Annotated in this window: 13 protein-coding genes; 9 read left to right on the top strand and 4 right to left on the bottom strand. The window is 72.2% G+C overall.

The window, feature by feature from the left end; translation table 11 throughout:
- The first annotated feature begins 11 nt into the window (after nt 1-11).
- Both lysX and IE177_RS12090 read left to right on the top strand, forming a co-directional pair.
- Nucleotides 12-3,290: a bifunctional lysylphosphatidylglycerol synthetase/lysine--tRNA ligase LysX gene (gene lysX, locus IE177_RS12095; protein WP_190015270.1), complete on the top strand. Its 3,279-nt coding sequence runs from the start codon at nt 12-14 to the stop codon at nt 3,288-3,290.
- Nucleotides 3,291-3,381: 91 nt separating this feature from the next.
- Entirely contained in the window at nt 3,382-4,221 is an 840-nt protein-coding gene (locus tag IE177_RS12090; RefSeq protein WP_190015269.1) for a polysaccharide deacetylase family protein, read from the top strand.
- 39 nt (nt 4,222-4,260) lie between these two features.
- Here the strand turns inward: IE177_RS12090 and IE177_RS12085 are convergent, their stop codons facing one another.
- Nucleotides 4,261-4,932 carry a class F sortase gene (locus IE177_RS12085; RefSeq protein ID WP_190015268.1) on the bottom strand — a complete coding sequence of 224 codons (672 nt, stop codon included), beginning with the start codon at nt 4,930-4,932 and terminating at the stop codon, nt 4,261-4,263.
- Nucleotides 4,933-5,264: 332 nt separating this feature from the next.
- Here IE177_RS12085 and IE177_RS12080 point away from each other — a divergent pair, with 332 nt between their 5' ends.
- The gene (locus IE177_RS12080; RefSeq protein ID WP_190015267.1) at nt 5,265-5,951 is read left to right on the top strand and encodes a hypothetical protein; all 687 of its coding nucleotides are present in this window, start codon (nt 5,265-5,267) and stop codon (nt 5,949-5,951) included.
- A gap of 121 nt (nt 5,952-6,072) precedes the next feature.
- Here IE177_RS12080 and IE177_RS12075 read toward each other — a convergent pair whose 3' ends face one another.
- Both IE177_RS12075 and IE177_RS35380 read right to left on the bottom strand, forming a co-directional pair.
- Entirely contained in the window at nt 6,073-6,837 is a 765-nt protein-coding gene (locus tag IE177_RS12075; protein ID WP_190015266.1) for a bestrophin-like domain, read from the bottom strand.
- Between the two features lie 31 nt (nt 6,838-6,868).
- The gene (locus tag IE177_RS35380) at nt 6,869-6,997 is read right to left on the bottom strand and encodes a hypothetical protein (RefSeq protein ID WP_268253158.1); all 129 of its coding nucleotides are present in this window, start codon (nt 6,995-6,997) and stop codon (nt 6,869-6,871) included.
- A 780-nt stretch (nt 6,998-7,777) separates the two neighbouring features.
- Here IE177_RS35380 and IE177_RS12070 point away from each other — a divergent pair.
- The 3 genes from IE177_RS12070 (at nt 7,778) to IE177_RS12060 (ending at nt 11,976) form a co-directional block, all read left to right on the top strand.
- On the top strand, nt 7,778-8,743 hold the full coding sequence (locus tag IE177_RS12070; RefSeq protein WP_190015467.1) for an SCO0930 family lipoprotein: 966 nt from the start codon (nt 7,778-7,780) through the stop codon (nt 8,741-8,743).
- 279 nt (nt 8,744-9,022) lie between these two features.
- Nucleotides 9,023-9,835, top strand: coding sequence for an SAM-dependent methyltransferase (locus tag IE177_RS12065; protein WP_190015265.1), 813 nt, complete (start codon nt 9,023-9,025; stop codon nt 9,833-9,835).
- Nucleotides 9,832-11,976 carry a putative bifunctional diguanylate cyclase/phosphodiesterase gene (locus IE177_RS12060; protein WP_190015264.1) on the top strand — a complete coding sequence of 715 codons (2,145 nt, stop codon included), beginning with the start codon at nt 9,832-9,834 and terminating at the stop codon, nt 11,974-11,976. The genes IE177_RS12065 and IE177_RS12060 overlap by 4 nt, the downstream gene beginning before the upstream one ends.
- A gap of 58 nt (nt 11,977-12,034) precedes the next feature.
- Here the strand turns inward: IE177_RS12060 and IE177_RS12055 are convergent, their stop codons facing one another.
- Nucleotides 12,035-12,919 (bottom strand): LysR family transcriptional regulator, encoded by an 885-nt coding sequence (locus tag IE177_RS12055; protein WP_190015263.1) that lies wholly within the window; start codon nt 12,917-12,919, stop codon nt 12,035-12,037.
- A 120-nt stretch (nt 12,920-13,039) separates the two neighbouring features.
- Between IE177_RS12055 and IE177_RS12050 the strand changes: the two genes are divergently transcribed.
- Genes IE177_RS12050 through IE177_RS12040 form a run of 3 tightly spaced genes read left to right on the top strand, consistent with a single transcriptional unit; the run spans nt 13,040 to nt 16,421 of the window.
- Nucleotides 13,040-13,711: a succinate dehydrogenase gene (locus IE177_RS12050; RefSeq protein ID WP_190015262.1), complete on the top strand. Its 672-nt coding sequence runs from the start codon at nt 13,040-13,042 to the stop codon at nt 13,709-13,711.
- A gap of 2 nt (nt 13,712-13,713) precedes the next feature.
- Nucleotides 13,714-15,672 (top strand): fumarate reductase/succinate dehydrogenase flavoprotein subunit, encoded by a 1,959-nt coding sequence (locus IE177_RS12045; RefSeq protein WP_190015261.1) that lies wholly within the window; start codon nt 13,714-13,716, stop codon nt 15,670-15,672.
- On the top strand, nt 15,669-16,421 hold the full coding sequence (locus IE177_RS12040; RefSeq protein WP_190015260.1) for a succinate dehydrogenase/fumarate reductase iron-sulfur subunit: 753 nt from the start codon (nt 15,669-15,671) through the stop codon (nt 16,419-16,421). Before IE177_RS12045 ends, IE177_RS12040 begins: the two co-directional genes overlap by 4 nt.
- Nucleotides 16,422-16,522: the final 101 nt, after the last annotated feature.

Genomic DNA, 16,522 nt, shown 5'->3' with positions numbered 1-16,522 from the left:
GAGTCGGAACCATGACTGCCACCGCGGGGCCCGCCGCCCGGGGGGACGCCACGGCGCGCACACGCCCGCCCGCCGGCGGCCGCCTCGGCCGGGTGCCGGAGGGCTTGGCGGTCCTCTTCGCCGCGCTGGGCCTGCTGTGCGCCCTGCTCGCGGTCGTCGCCCCCCTGCGCCGCCTGCTCCGCCCGGTCGCCCGCACCCTCGACCAGCTCCTGATCCCCATCAGCGCCAACCTCGCCTACGCCGTCTTCCTCTTCCTGCTGGCCGCGGCCACCGCCGCCCGCAAGAAGGCCGCCTGGTGGCTGGTGGTCGTCTACCTCGGCCTGCTCGTCCTCAGCGACGCGATGGGCGTGGCCCTGGGCCTGTACGGCCAGTCGCTGCCGTCGCTCGTGCTGTGCGCCCTGCTGCTGCTCCTGCTGGTGGCCGCCCGGAAGGAGTTCTACGCCGCCTCCCGCCGCGGCGCCGTGTGGCGGGCGCTCGCCGTGCTGCTGGCCGGTCTCACCGTGGCCATCCTGCTGGGCTGGGGCCTGGTCACGCTGTTCCCGGGCACCCTGCCGCGGGGACAGCACCTGGCCTGGGCCGCCGACCGGGTGTGCGGCGGCCTCGTCTCGGCGGGCTCCTTCGACGGCCGCCCGCCGCGCGAGGTCACCTTCGTGCTCGGCCTGCTCGGCGCGCTCGCGCTCCTCAACGCCGCCGCCACGCTGTTCCGTTCCCAGCGCCTGGAGGCCGCCCTGCACGACGACGAGGAGGCCCGCATCCGCGCCCTCCTCGCGGCCTACGGCGAACGCGACTCCCTCGGCTACTTCGCCACCCGCCGCGACAAGGCCGTCGTCTTCTCACCCAGCGGCAAGGCGGCCGTCACCTACCGCGTCGAGGCCGGGGTGTGCCTCGCCGGCGGCGACCCCGTCGGCGACCCCGAGGCCTGGCCGCACGCCATCGAGGCCTGGCTGGACGTGGCCCGCCGCCACGCCTGGGCGCCCGCCGTGATGGGCGCGTCCGAGGACGGCGCCCGCGCCTACGCCCGCGCCGGGCTCGGCGCCCTGCAGCTCGGCGACGAGGCGATCGTGCACGTGCCCGGCTTCGACCTGAACGGACGCGACATGCGCGTCACCCGGCAGGCCGTGCACCGGGTCCGCCGCACCGGCGCCGTCTCCCGCGTCCGCCGCCACGCCGGCCTCACCGAACGCGAGATGGAGGAGATCGTCGAGAAGGCCGACGCCTGGCGCGACACCGAGACCGAACGCGGCTTCTCCATGGCCCTGGACCGGCTCGGCGACCCCGCCGACGGCGACTGCCTGCTCGTGGAGGCCCTCGGCGACGACGGCCGGCTCCTCGCCCTGCTCTCCTTCGTGCCCTGGGGCCGCGACGGCGTCTCTCTGGACCTGATGCGCCGTGACCGCGCCGCCCCCAACGGCGTCATGGAGTTCATGGTCGCCGAACTGTGCGCCGCCGCGCCGAAACTTGGGGTGCACAGGATCTCGCTGAACTTCGCCGTCTTCCGGTCCGTCTTCGAGGAGGGCGCCCGGATCGGGGCCGGCCCCGTGCTCAGGGCCTGGCGCCGGCTGCTGCTCTTCTTCTCCCGCTGGTGGCAACTGGAGGCGCTGTACCGCTCCAACGCCAAGTACCGCCCCGAGTGGTACCCGCGCTTCATCTGCTACGGCGAGGCCGCCTCCCTCGCACGCATCGGCCTCGCTTCCGGCATCGCCGAAGGCTTCGTCTCCGTACCTTCCCTGCGCAAACTCTGGGGAAAAGGGCACCCGAGGACCGGGCGGCGGCCCGCCGGCACCGGAGGGCCGCCGTCACCGACGGCGCTCGGCCTCGACGGAGGGGACCAGGCCGGACCCGTCGCCCCGGACGCGGGCCTGCCGGAGCAGGTCCGCGTCCGCCGCCGTACGCTCGACCGCCTGCGCGCCGCCGGCACCGACCCCTACCCGGCCGGCGTCCCCGCGCCCACCCACGCCCTCGCCGACGTCCCGCCCGGCGCGGACGTCACGGTGGCCGGACGCGTCATGCTGGTCCGCGACTTGGGCGGCATCGTCTTCGCCGTGCTGCGCGACTGGTCCGGCGACCACCAGATCGCCCTGACCCGCGACGGCTCCGGCCCCGCCCTCGACCGCTTCACCGCCGACACCGACATCGGCGACCACGTCACCGCCACCGGCCGCGCCCGGCCGAGCGACCGGGGCGAACCCACCGTCTTCGTCACCGACTGGCAGCTCACCGGCAAGTGCCTGCACCCCCTGCCCGACAAGCGGCGCGGCCTCACCGACCCCGAGGCCAAGGTCCGCCGCCGTTACCTGGACCTCGCCACCAGCCCCGGCGCCCGCGCCGTCGTCCGGGCCCGCTCCGCCGCCGTGCAGGCGCTGCGCCAGGGCCTGCTGGAGCGCGGCTACCTCGAGGTCGAGACCCCGATGCTCCAGCAGATCCACGGCGGCGCCAACGCCCGCCCCTTCACCACCCACATCAACGCCTACGACCTCGACCTGTACCTGCGCATCGCCCCCGAGCTGTACCTGAAGCGGCTGTGCGTCGGCGGCCTGGAGAAGGTCTTCGAGCTGGGCCGCACCTTCCGCAACGAAGGCGTCTCCCACAAGCACAACCCCGAGTTCACCATGCTGGAGGCCTACCAGGCGCACGCCGACTACGACGTCATGCTCGGCCTGGCCCGCGAGCTGATCCAGGGCGCCGCGACCGCCGCCTTCGGCGCGCCGGTGGCCCGCAGGGACGGCGAGGAGCACGACATCTCCGGGCCGTGGCCGGTGAAGACCGTGCACGGCGCCCTCTCCGAGGTGCTGGGGGAGGAGATCGGCCCCGGCACCGAACTGCTGCGGCTGCACCGGATGTGTGACCGCACGGGGGTGCCGTACACCGCCGACGACGGGCCCGGCGACGTGGTGCTGGAGATGTACGAGCGGCTGGTCGAGGCCCGGACCGGCGCACCCACCTTCTACAAGGACTTCCCGACCGGCGTCTCCCCGCTCACCCGGCAGCACCGCACCGACCCCCGGCTCGCCGAACGCTGGGACCTCGTCGCCTTCGGCACGGAACTCGGCACCGCCTACTCGGAACTGACCGACCCCGTCGAACAGCGCCGCCGCCTCACCGAGCAGTCGCTGCTCGCCGCCGGCGGGGACCCCGAGGCCATGGAACTGGACGAGGACTTCCTCGAGGCCCTCGAGTACGCGATGCCCCCGACCGGCGGACTCGGCATCGGCGTCGACCGGGTCGTCATGTTCCTCACCGGCCTGACCATCCGTGAGACGCTTCCCTTCCCCCTCGTGCGCCGCCGCTGAAACCCCCGGCACTGGGCCGTCCGGGTGCATTCCGGCCGCCGCACCGATGCCGTTGCGGTGCGCCGGAGCCCGGCGGGGCGACTGATGGGTCATGCAGAAGGATCAGCTCTTCACACGGCGCCGGGCGCTCCTCGCCGGCGCCGCCGCTCTGGGGGCCGCCGGCACGGCCGGACTCATCCTGGCGGACAGCGGCGAGGAGGCCGCCCGGACATCCGTGGCCCCGGTCGCCGGTCCGCAGGCCCGCCAGGCGCTCGGACCCTCCGCCTTCCGGCTCCAGCCGCTCACCGGATACGGACCGCCACGGGCCGCGCCCCACCGGCTGAAGGTGCGGGACGAACCCATCCTGCGGGTCTCCGGGACCGGCCGGCGCATGGTGCTGACCTTCGACGACGGCCCCAACCCGCTCTACACCCCGCACATCCTGGACACCCTCGCCGAGCACGGCGTCCGCGCCATGTTCTTCGTGTGCGGCGAGATGGCGGTCGAGAACAAGGAACTGCTCGCCCGGATGGCCGACGAGGGCCATGTCGTCGGCAACCACACCTGGACGCACCCGCTGCTGACGGCTCTCGACCGCGGCGAGATCCGCTCCGAGATGGAGCGCACCAGCGATGTCATCGAGGACGCCTACGGCGAGCGCCCCCAGTGGTTCCGCGCGCCCTACGGCGCCTGGAACCGGGCCGCCTTCCAGCTGGGCGCCGACATGGGCATGGAACCGATGGCGTGGACGGTCGACACCACCGACTGGGAGGAGCCGGGCACGAGCACCATCGTCGACCGGGTGGAGAGCGGCGCCGCCCCCGGTGTCGTGGTGCTCTCCCACGACGCCGGGGGCGACCGTTCGCAGACGGTCCGCGCCATCCGCGAATGGCTGCCCTACCTGCTCGACTCCGGGTACCACCTCACCGTGCCGCGCCGCCGGCCGGTCTGACACCGGCGCCGGGACTCCCGCCCGCCCGGCCGCGGCACCTCAGGTGATCGCGACCAGGCGGGCGAAGACGACCACGTTGCCGTCGTAGCCGTTCTGCTTGGAGAATCCGCCGCCGCAGGTGATGACCCGCAACTCCGGTGTCCCCTTGGAGCCGTACACCCGGTCGCCGGGGAAGTTGCTCTTCTCGAAGACCTCGACCCCGTAGACCTCGAACACCGTGGTCTTCCCGTCCTTGCGCAGGATCTCGACCCGGTTCCCCTTCTTCAGGGCCCCGAGGCCGTAGAACACGGCGGGGCCCTGCCTGTTGTCGACGTGCCCGACGACGACGGCGGTGCCCTTCTCGCCGGGGGAGACCGCACCGGTGAACCAGCCCGCGAGGTTGGCGTCCTCCGGCGGCGGCGCGGCGACCCAGCCGTTCGTGTCCAGCCCGACCGGCATGGCCGGGGCGTCGACCTGGATCACGGGGATCCGGACCCGGTCGACGGCGGAGAACCCCAGCGCCGTGGGCGCGGAGCCGACCGCGTCCGGGGTCGCACGGGTGTCCGGCGCGGCCGCCGACGCGGGCTGCGGCGGGCCGGTGTCGAACTCACCCGAACCGTTCCGGATGAGCGCCAGGCCGGTCAGCAGGACAAGAGCTATCACGCCCCACGGGGCGCGCCTCCGGCGCCGCTCCTCCTCTTCGGCAAGCACGGACAGTCGGGACGCAGACATTCGCCATCCCCTCTCGACTCGGCCGCCGCCACGTCCATCGCGCATGGGAAAACGCTAAGTCCCGCGCGCGCGAAGGGCGACGGGGCAACAGGCGAACGGGTGGCCGGGGGCCTTCCCGGTGCGCCATCCGAGTTGCGCCCACCAGGATTTTTACGACAGCCGGTGACCTGGGAGAATATCCGATTGTGTGGTTGCGCTTCGGCGTGTTGCCTCACCGGGATGGAGCATTCTCGACATGCGGGCGTGTTCCGGGGGTCTGAGGGTCTATCCGGGAGGTGTTTTCTCGCCGATCGACTCGGGACGGACCCGGGGCGCCTCCCGCGGAGGATCACATGCGAAACAAACGTGCCCTGGCGGCCGCGTGCACCGCGGTCGCCGTGCTCGGGCTTGCCGCCCCTGTGGCCGTCGCGGACGGCATGGGCGCCGGAGGCGGTCCGTCCACCGACACGGGAACCGGCGGCACCGGGGTGGCGATCATCCCCGGAACCGGCACGGGCAACTTCAACGGGAACTTCCCCGGTAACGGCAACTTCTTCGGCAACGGCCGTTTGCCCGGGAACGGGAACTTCCCCGGGAACGGGAACTTCCCTGGGAACGGCAACTTCCCTGGGAACGGGAACTTCCCCGGGAACGGGAACTTCCCCGGAAACGGCAACTTCCCTGGGAACGGGAACTTCCCCGGCCGCGGGAACGCCGACTTCAACGGCAGTCTGAACGGCAACTTCAACGGCAATTTCAACGGCCACATCAACGGCAACATCGGCGCCGGCCGGGGCAACGAGAACTTCGGCAACGGGCGCGGCAACGGCGTCGGCGGCATCGGCGGCGTCGGCGGTATCGGCGGCGGGAACGGCGTTCCCGGGAGGTGGCCCTCCGGGGGTGTCGGAGCGGGCCTCGGCGGCGGCACCACCAGCGGGGCCACGGTGACCGACACGGCCATCGGCGGCACGATGGTGGCCGCCGCCCTCGTCGGTGGCGGTGTGATCTGGCTGCGTCGGCGCAACGAGACGCGGATCTGACGGACCCGGCCTCCAGCCGTCCGGCGAGCGCGGGACAGGCCGTCGCCCCCGGTTCCTTCGAGGAGACCGGGGGCGACGGCCTGTCCCGCGCCGGACGGTGCCCGGCCGCGCTGCCCGGGAGCTACCCCGTGACGCCCGGGAACAGGGTGAGGAACGGCTCGGCGGTCACCGCGATGCCCCGGCTGTAGGGAGCGTCGAAGTCCCAGATGAGGAACAGCATGAACGCGATGGTGGCGGAGAAGAGGCCGGCCAGGACCAACTCGCGCATGGTGCGCCGGATCTGCAGCGCGAACACCATGCCGACGGTGATCACCGCACCCGCGAGGAGTCCCCACCACACCACCGGCGGCATGGTGGGCTCCGTGGAGTCGGCGCGTGCGTTGCGGGCCTGGTCGGCGGCGGCCAGCTGGTCCAGCAGCGGCTGGTAGGCCTGCGCCTCGAAGTCGTTGCCCGGCCGGTAGTCGGTGACGTCCCGCCGGACCTGGCGCAGCAGTTCCGTGCCGCGGGCGGTGACCCGCTCGCGGTCGGCCATCGACTTCCACTCGGTGCGCACGACATGGCCGACATAGGCGTCCACATCGTCCCGGACGCGGTCGCGGACGTCCGGCGGATAGACCCGGACCCGCTCGTGGATCTCGTGCAGCGCCTGGGCCTCGGACTGCACGTAGTCCTGGGCGGAACTGCGGGCCTCCCACACGCCCGCGATGGCCAGACCGAGGACGATGGCGTACACGACACCGATCCACATCGTCATGTACTCGATGACGTCCGGGGTCTCGCTGGGATCCTCGTCGTCGGGCGCCCTCCGGTGCCGCACGAGGGTGACGACCACCACCACGGCACAGGCCCCCAGCATCGCGAGGACGAGAACAAGCCAATCCGACAACAGTGCCTCCACAGATGGGCGGACCGGGGCGTCAGCGCGGGCGCAGCGCCGCGACGGCGACGATCGCGGGAACGGTGATGAGCAGGACGTAGGTGACCGGCGTGGTGTGGTGCGGCGCGGGGCGGGCGACCGGGTGGGGGTGGTACGCGGGGTAGCTCACCGGAGCCACCGACGGCCGGGGAGTGGGCCTGGGCGTCGGCCTGGGCCTTGGCCTGGGCCTGGGCTTCACGGGGACCGGGGCTGGGGGCGTGGGCGTGGGTGCCGGCCGGAGCGCCGGGGGCGCCGGGGCGGGCCGGGCGGGCGGCTTCGGGCGCGGGGTGGGCCTCGGCACCGGCGTCGGCGTGGTGGTCGGCGCCGGTGTGGGAGTCGGCGTCGGTGCGGGGGGCGGTGTGGGCGTGGGTGTGGGAGTCGGTGTCGGTGTGGGCGGGCACGGCGGCGAGGTCGGGCTCGGGCAGGGCGGGGGCGGCGGCCAGTGCCCGCCGGCATAGGCCTCCGCCACCGCGCCGTCCGGCCCCGCCGAGGCGTACGCGCAGGCGTCGGCCGATGCGCTGCCGACCGGGCAGCCCACCATGGCCCAGGTCAGCGCCACCAGGGTCAACGCCCTTGCGGCGGCCGCGCGTCGGGTCACTTCGGATCCATGCACGACGAAGATCATGGGGCGTCGAGGGCGCCCGCAACCCGCGCGGTGCCCGGATTACCCGGAAGGAAGGACATGATGCGATCAATGGTTTGACATGAGGAACGACCACAACTGGCCGGATACGTACGCCTGTACGGCCTTCCTGTGGCGGTGCCCCGCACAGCCGCCGGAAAGAAAATCCCGAAGAAATCTCCCTCCCGTTGAACGCCGCGGCCCCCTCGCCGCGTACCCATGGCCGTGCGGCGGCGCGGCAAGGCGCTGCAAGGCGCTGCTAATTCAGGCGATGATGGGGAGTTGACGATGAAGACCTCCTGGCGGGCCGCATCACTGGCGGCCACGGCCGTTTCGGTGCTGGCGCTGACGACGGCGTGCGGTCAGGACAACGCCGGCGCCCCCGCGTCGTCGGCCCAGAACGTCGGGGCCACGGCCGCGGCGGGCGACTACGGCGACCCCGGCTCGGGGACCGCGACCGGCGCGGGCAACGGCTACGGCACCGACGGCAACAAGGCCTCCAGCTCCCCGAGCCAGGCCGCCCCCGCGGGCAAGCTGACCGTGGCCAGCAACCCCGACCTGGGCAACGTGCTGACCGACGGCTCGGGGCTCACGCTGTACCGGTTCGACAAGGACACGGCGAACCCGCCCAAGTCGAACTGCGACGGCGACTGCGCCACCACCTGGCCGCCGGTCCCCGCCGACGACGCCACCGCCGGCGCCGGCATCGACAAGGCGCTGCTCGGCGAGGTCACCCGCGCCGACGGTTCCAAGCAGCTCACCGTCGGCGGCTGGCCCGCCTACCGGTACGCCAAGGACGTCAACGCCGGCGACGTCAACGGCCAGGGCGTGGGCGGCAAGTGGTTCGCGCTCGCGCCGAACGGCAAGAAGGCGAAGCTGTCCGACCTGCCCGGCCTGTCCGTCCACAAGGACCCCAAGCTCGGTGACATCGTCGTCGACAAGAACGGCATGACGGTCTACCGCTTCCTGAAGGACAAGGCCTGGCCGAAGTCCGTCTCCAACTGCACGGGCGCCTGCCTGGAGAAGTGGCCGGCGGTCGCCCCGGTCAAGACCGAGGACACCGAGGGCGTCCAGAAGAAGGGCCTGATGGGCTTCACCCGTCCCGACGGGGTCAAGCAGATGACGGTCGACTGCTGGCCGATCTACACCTTCTCCGGGGACAAGTCCGCCGGGGACACCAACGGTCAGGGCGTGGGCGGCACCTGGTACGCCGTCTCGCCCGACGGCAAGCCGGTAGGCGCGCCGGGCAAATAGATCACCTCCCCAGGGTCGATCGCCCCGCCCGACCGGCGCGCAGACCGAAGATCCGCCCCCTCCGCACCGCACGGAGGGGGCGGATCGTCGTGCGTGGCGGACCATCGCCGCGGGCGTGCACAGCCGTCACACAGCGGGGTCGTACGGGCACTTGCCGCAGGCAGTGACCGGGAACGGACGCCCAATTTCCGTTTCAGGTCGCTCCTTTGGCGGGCGATCAGTAGCCTCAGCTCGAACACCGGATCGCCTGTGCCCGTCGTCCACGCCTTGGAGAGATACATGGAGCGTCCCGCCTGGGCCCCACGGAGCATCGACATCTCCGTGCCCAGCGTCTCGCGGATCTATGACTACTACCTGGGCGGTTCGCACAACTTCGAGGTCGACCGGGAAGCGGCCCGCAGGTCCATGGAGTTCCTGCCGGGACTGCCGAAGATCATGCAGGCCAACCGGGCGTTCATGCGCCGGGCCGTGCGGTTCGCGGCCGGGCAGGGCATCACCCAGTTCCTCGACGTCGGCTCCGGCATCCCCACCTTCGGCAACGTGCACGAGGTGGCGCAGGGGGCCGTGCCCGGCGCCCGTGTCGTCTACGTCGACCACGACCCCGTCGCCGTCGCGCACAGCCAGGCGTTCCTCACGGGGAACGACGACGCGGACGTGGTCGCCGCGGACCTGCGCAAGCCGCGGGAGATGCTCGCCAGTCCCCGGCTGGAGCGGCTGATCGACCTGAATCGGCCAGTGGCCCTGCTGCTCGTTGCCATACTGCACTTCGTGGAAGACGCGGACGACCCCTACGGTGCGGTGGCGGAGCTGCGCGACGCGCTCGCGCCCGGCAGCCTGCTGATCCTGACGCATGCCTCCTACGAGGGAATCCCGGTGCCCGCCGAGCGGGCCGAGGGCGCGGTGGACGTGTACAAGGACATCCGCAATCCGCTGATCATGCGCTCGCGCGACGAGATCGCGCGGTTCTTCGAGGGGTACGACATGGTGGAACCCGGACTGGTGCCGATGCCGCACTGGCGGCCGGAGTCGGCGCCGCAGGACGAGGACCCGTACGCCTTCTCCGGGTTCGCCGGCGTAGGGCGTACGGCGTGAGCGCGGAACCGGACGGGGCGGAGGACAGACTGCGCCGGCTGACGACGATCTGGAGCCGGGCGGTGTTCCCGGTGACCTCCACGCCGCTCACCCGCGAGGAGTTCGAGCAGCGACTCCTGCCGCTGGCACGCCGGCTGAGCCGGCTGCTGCGGGCGCGCGGCTTCGACGCGGACGGCGCGCGGGCCGTCGGGGCCGCGCTCGTCGACGCGCACTGCACCGACCCCGAGGCACTCACCCGCACCCTGGACTGCGTCGACGCCTACCTGGTCCTGTACTGCGGAGGTGACGGCCCGCAGGACGAACTGCGCCTGCGCTCCTCGCGGTTGCAGCACGCGATGGCCGCGGGCTACGCCCAGGCGCTGCGCGAGCGCACCCTCGCCGAGCAGGAGGCGATCGCCCAGGCCGCACTGCTGGCCCAGGGAGTGGTCGCCCAGGCGCTGCACGCCAGCGAGGCCCGCTTCCGGGCCGTCTTCGAGGGCGCCGCCATAGGGATCGGCATCGCCGACCTGGAGGGCAACGTCCTGCAGGTCAACGAGGCGCTGCTGCGCATGTTCGGGCTGTCCGAGCAGACCCTGCGCGGCCGGCAGGTGCCGGCCTGGGCCCACGCCGAGGACGCGCCGCAGACCTGGCGGCTGTACGAGGAACTCGTCCAGGGCGAGCGTGAGCACTACCACGTGGAGAAGGCGTTCAACCGCCCCGACGGAACGGTCCTGTGGACCAACCTGACGGTCTCCCTGCTGCGCGACGCCGACGGCACCCCGCAGTACCAGCTCGCCCTGATGGAGGACACCACCGAGCGCCGCCTGCTCAACCTCCGGCTGCGCTACGAGGCCACGCACGACGCGCTCACCGGGCTGCCCAACCGCACGCTGTTCTTCGAGCGGCTGGAGAAGGCCCTGGGCGCCGGCGAGGGTCAGCGCTTCGGGCTGTGCTACCTGGACCTGGACGGCTTCAAGACCATCAACGACAGCCTCGGCCACGCGGCCGGCGACCGGCTGCTGGTGGAGGTCGCGGACCGGCTGCAGTCCTGCGCGACCGCGCCCGGCGAGATGGTCGCCCGGCTCGGCGGCGACGAGTTCGTGGCGCTCACCACCGGGCCCGGCACCGAGCGCACGGTGGACGAACTGGCCGAGCGCATCATGAGCGCGCTGGTCACCCCGATCAGTATCGACGGCCGGGACCTGCTGGTCCGCGGCAGCCTCGGCATCGTCGAGGGCCCGGCGGGCGAGCGTTCCGCGGCGGAGGTCCTGCGCAGCGCCGACATCACCATGTACCGGGCGAAGTCGGCGGGCGGCAACCGCTGCGAACTCGCCGACCCCGAGGCCGACGCCCGCACGATCACCCGCCACGGCCTGACCACGGCGCTGCCGACGGCCCTGGAACGAGGCGAGTTCTTCATCGAGTACCAGCCGCTCGTCCACCTCGGTGACGGCAGCGTGCGCGGCGCCGAGGCCCTGGTCCGCTGGCTGCACCCGCAGCACGGGGTTCTCGGCCCCGACCGCTTCATCCCGCTCGCCGAGCACACGGGCCTGATCGTCCCGCTGGGCCGCTGGGTCCTCGAGGAGTCGATCCGCCAGGCCCGCTCCTGGCGCGAACGGCACGGCGACCAGGCGAGCGCAGGCCAGCTGCGCATCAACGTCAACCTCTCCCCGTGCCAGCTGAGCCACCCCGGCCTGGTCCAGGACACGGTCGAGATCCTGGAGCGCGCGGGCGTCGCCCCGGAAGCCCTGTGCCTGGAGGTCACCGAGTCCGCGCTGATCGGCGCCGACGACGATCTCCTCAAACCGCTGCGCCGGCTCGCCGAGATGGGCGTCGACATCGCCCTGGACGACTTCGGCACCGGGTACTCGAACCTCGCGAACCTCCGCCGCCTGCCGGTGAGCATCCTCAAGCTGGACCGTTCCTTCACCCAGGGCATGCAGCGGTTCCCCGCCGACCCGGTCGACCTGAAGATCGTCGAGGGCATCGTCTCCCTGGCCCACAGCCTCGACCTCGCGGTGACCGTCGAGGGTGTGGAGACGGGCGCCCAGGCCGAACAGCTGCGGATCCTCGGCTGCGACACGGCCCAGGGCTGGTACTACGCCAGGCCGGGGCCACCGGAGAGACTGCACGACCTGGCGCTGGTGGACGCCACGGGCTGAACCGCGCGGCGCGGGGCGGCGCGGGATCCCGGAGGCGGGCCCGGCGAGCGGACCCCCCTCACCGTTCGAGCAGCATCCGCTGCAGCTCCCGCGCGGCCCTCGGTGGAGCGACGTCGCTGCGGTGGGCCAGCGCGATGGTCCGGTGCAGTCCCGGCCGCGCCAGCGGCGTGACCCGCAGCCCGCGCCCCGCCCGGGTGGCGACCATGCGGGGCACCACGGCCACCCCCAGCCCGGCGCGGACGAACCCGAGCACCGCGTCCATCTCGCCCCCCTCCACGGCGAAATCCGGCTCGAACCCGGCGGAACGGCACGCGGCGACGGTCAGCTCGCGCAGGTCGTAGCCGTGCCGGAACATCACCAGGCGCTCACCCTCGAGGTCGTCGACCGCGACGGCCCGGCCGTCCCGCCCCGGCGCCGGCACCTCCGGTGAGGACACCACCACGAGGTCCTCCCGCAGCAGCTCCACGGTGGTCAGCGCGGGCGCGGGCGCCGGCAGCGGCAGCACGATCAGCGCCAGGTCCAGGGCCCCGCGGGCCAGTGCCCGCACCAGGTCGTGCGAGCCACTCTCCTCGATCAGCAGCCGGATGCCGGGATAGCGGTCGTGGAAGGCGCGCAGCACGTCCGGCAGCAGCCCCGTGCACAGGCTCGGCGTCGCCCCCAGCCGCACGCGCCCCCGCCGCAGCTGCACCAGCTCCAGCACCTCGTGCCGGGCCGTGTCCGCGTCGGCCAGGATGCGCCGGGCCAGCGGCAGCAGCGCCTCGCCCGCGTCGGTGAGCGTGATGTTGCCCCGGGCGCGCAGGAACAGGTCCGCGCCCAGTTCCCGCTCCAGCGCCCTGATCTGCTGGGACAGCGACGGCTGGGCGACGTGGACCCGCTCGGCGGCCCGGGTGAAGTGCCGGGTCTCGGCCACGGCCACGAAGTACTGGAGCTGCTGGAACTGCATGGCTCCACGATAGGCCCCGCCTATGGAAACGAGCCGGAGCATGTCTTGGACCGATCGGGACCTTCGGCCCTAGCGTTCTGTCCCATGGCTCTGGCAACGCGGACGGACCGACGGCCGTCCATGGCACGCACCGTGTGGGACTCCACCGTCGGCAAGAAGACCGTGATGGCCGTCAGCGGCGTGATCATGCTGCTGTACTTGGTCGCCCACGTGATCGGCAATCTGAAGATCTTCTTCGGAGCGGGGGAGTTCAACCACTACGCGCACTGGCTGCGCACCGTCGGCGAACCCTTCATGCACTACGAGTGGACGCTCTGGCTGGTCCGGATCGTCCTCGTCGCCGCCGTGGCCGCCCACGCCACGTCCGCCTACCAGCTCAGCCGCCGCGACCTCAGGGCGCGGCCCAGCAAGTACGTGCACAAGAAGCCGAGGGCGAGCTACGCCACCCGCACCATGCGCTGGGGCGGCGTCATCCTCGGCCTGTTCGTCGTCTGGCACATCCTGGACCTGACCACCGGCACCGCGCACCCGGGCGGCTTCCAGGAGGGGCACCCGTACCAGAACGTCGTGGACACCTTCTCCACCTGGTACGGCAACGTCGTCTACATCGTCGCGATGCTCGCGCTCGGCCTGCACGTCCGGCACGGCTTCTGGAGCGCCGCCCAGACCCTCGGCGTCGGCAGCCGCACCCGCGACCGCGCCCTGAAGACCCTCGCGAACGTCCTCGCGCTGCTGCTCACGGCGGGCTTCGTCGCCGTACCCGTGGGCGTCATGACCGGAGTGGTGAGCTGACCATGACCGTTTCCCCGGAGTACACCGACTACACGATCGGCGAACCCCTCACGGACTCCGCCGCGCCCGCGGGGCCGATCCACGAACGCTGGGACAAGCGCCGCTTCGAGGCGAAGCTGGTCAACCCCGCCAACCGGCGCAAGCACACGGTCATCGTCGTGGGCACCGGCCTCGCGGGCGGCTCCGCCGGCGCCACCCTCGCCGAACAGGGCTACCACGTCGTCCAGTTCTGCTACCAGGACTCCCCGCGCCGCGCCCACTCCATCGCCGCGCAGGGCGGCATCAACGCGGCGAAGAACTACCGCAACGACGGCGACTCCGTCCACCGGCTGTTCTACGACACCGTCAAGGGCGGCGACTTCCGGGCCCGGGAATCCAACGTCCACCGGCTCGCACAGATCTCGGTCGAGATCATCGACCAGTGCGTGGCCCAGGGCGTGCCCTTCGCCCGCGAGTACGGCGGCCTGCTCGACACCCGCTCCTTCGGCGGCGTCCAGGTCTCCCGCACCTTCTACGCCCGCGGCCAGACGGGCCAGCAGCTGCTGCTGGGCGCCTACCAGGCGCTGTCGCGGCAGATCGCCGCGGGGAACGTGGAGATGCACCCGCGCACCGAGATGCTCGACCTGATCGTCGTCGACGGCCGGGCCCGGGGCATCGTGGCCCGCGACCTGATCACCGGAAGGATCGACACGTACTTCGCGGACGCCGTCGTCCTCGCCAGCGGCGGCTACGGCAACGTCTTCTACCTGTCGACCAACGCCATGAACTCCAACGCCACCGCCGTCTGGCGGGCGCACCGGCGCGGCGCGTACTTCGCCAACCCCTGCTTCACCCAGATCCACCCCACCTGCATCCCGCGCACCGGCGACCACCAGTCCAAGCTGACGCTGATGAGCGAGTCGCTGCGCAACGACGGCCGCATCTGGGTGCCCAGGGCCAAGGGCGACGACCGCCCGCCGAACCGGATCCCCGAGGACGAGCGCGACTACTACCTGGAGCGCATCTACCCCTCCTTCGGCAACCTCGTCCCGCGCGACATCGCCTCCCGCGCCGCGAAGAACGTCTGCGACGAGGGCAGGGGAGTGGGCCCCGGCGGCCAGGGCGTCTACCTGGACTTCGCCGACGCCATCGAGCGCATGGGCCGCAAGGCGGTCGAGGCGAAGTACGGCAACCTCTTCGACATGTACCAGCGGATCACCGACGAGGATCCGTACGAGGTGCCGATGCGGATCTACCCGGCCGTGCACTACACGATGGGCGGCCTCTGGGTCGACTACGACCTGCAGACCACCGTCCCCGGCCTGTTCGCCATCGGCGAGGCCAACTTCTCCGACCACGGCGCCAACCGGCTCGGCGCCTCCGCGCTGATGCAGGGCCTGGCCGACGGCTACTTCGTCCTCCCGGCGACGATCAACGACTACCTGGCCCGCCACCCGCACCAGGAGCCGGTGACCACCGGGCACCCCGCGGTGCAGGAGGTGCTGGCGGAGACCGAGGACCGGCTGAACCTGCTGCTGGCCGTCGACGGCGACCGCACCCCCGACTCCTTCCACCGCGAACTCGGCGAGCTGATGTGGGAGTTCTGCGGCATGGCGCGCACGGACGCGGGACTGCGCAAGGCCCTGGAACGCATCCCGCAGATCCGCGAGGAGTTCTGGCGGCGCATCAAGGTCCCCGGGACGGGCGAGGAGTTCAACCAGTCGCTGGAGAAGGCCAACCGCATCGTCGACTACCTGGAACTGGCCGAACTGATGTGCCTCGACGCGCTGCACCGCGCGGAGTCCTGCGGCGGCCACTTCCGCGAGGAGTCCCAGACACCGGACGGTGAAGCGGCCCGCAGGGACGACGAGTTCGCCTACGCGGCCGCCTGGGAGTTCACGGGCACGGGCAGCGCCCCCGCCCTGCACAGGGAAGACCTGGTCTTCGAGTACGTCCACCCCACCCAGCGGAGCTACGCATGAAGCTCACCCTGCGCGTCTGGCGGCAGAAGAACGCCGGCGCCGAAGGAGCCATGTCCACCTACGAGGTGGACGGCATCTCGCCCGACATGTCCTTCCTGGAGATGCTGGACGTCCTCAACGAACGGCTCATCCTCGCCGGCGAGGAGCCCGTCGCCTTCGACCACGACTGCCGCGAGGGCATCTGCGGCGCGTGCTCCCTGGTGATCAACGGCGACGCGCACGGGCCGGAGCGGACCACCACCTGCCAGCTGCACATGCGCTCCTTCCGGGACGGCGACACGATCGACGTCGAGCCGTGGCGCGCGTCGGCGTTCCCGGTGATCAAGGACCTGGTGGTCGACCGGTCGGCGTTCGACCGGATCATCCAGGCCGGCGGCTACGTCACCGCGCCGACCGGATCCGCGCCGGAGGCCCATGCCACGCCGGTACCCAAGGCCGACGCCGACTTCGCCTTCGAGCACGCGGAGTGCATCGGATGCGGGGCCTGCGTGGCCGCCTGTCCCAACGGGGCGGCGATGCTGTTCACCTCGGCCAAGGTCAACCACCTCAACGTGCTGCCGCAGGGCGCGCCGGAGCGGGAGACGCGGGTGCTGGACATGGTGGCGCAGATGGACGCCGAGGGCTTCGGCGGGTGCACGCTCGCCGGTGAGTGCGCGACCGCCTGCCCGAAGGGCATCCCCCTGGTGTCGATCACGAGCATGAACAAGGAATGGCTGCGCGCCACCCGCAAGGCGGCGGGGGGCCGGTAACCGGAAGAACGTTCGCCGCGGTGGTGGACGGGCGGGGCCGGGAGTGGTGCTCATCCCCGGCCCCGTCTGGTTCTCCCGTCCACGAGTACTCACCGGCCCGC

Source organism: Streptomyces lucensis JCM 4490 (assembly GCF_014650035.1).
Lineage (GTDB): Bacteria > Actinomycetota > Actinomycetes > Streptomycetales > Streptomycetaceae > Streptomyces > Streptomyces lucensis.
Note: the sequence above shows the minus strand (reverse complement) of the source record. Positions and strands in the feature narration are given on the sequence as shown.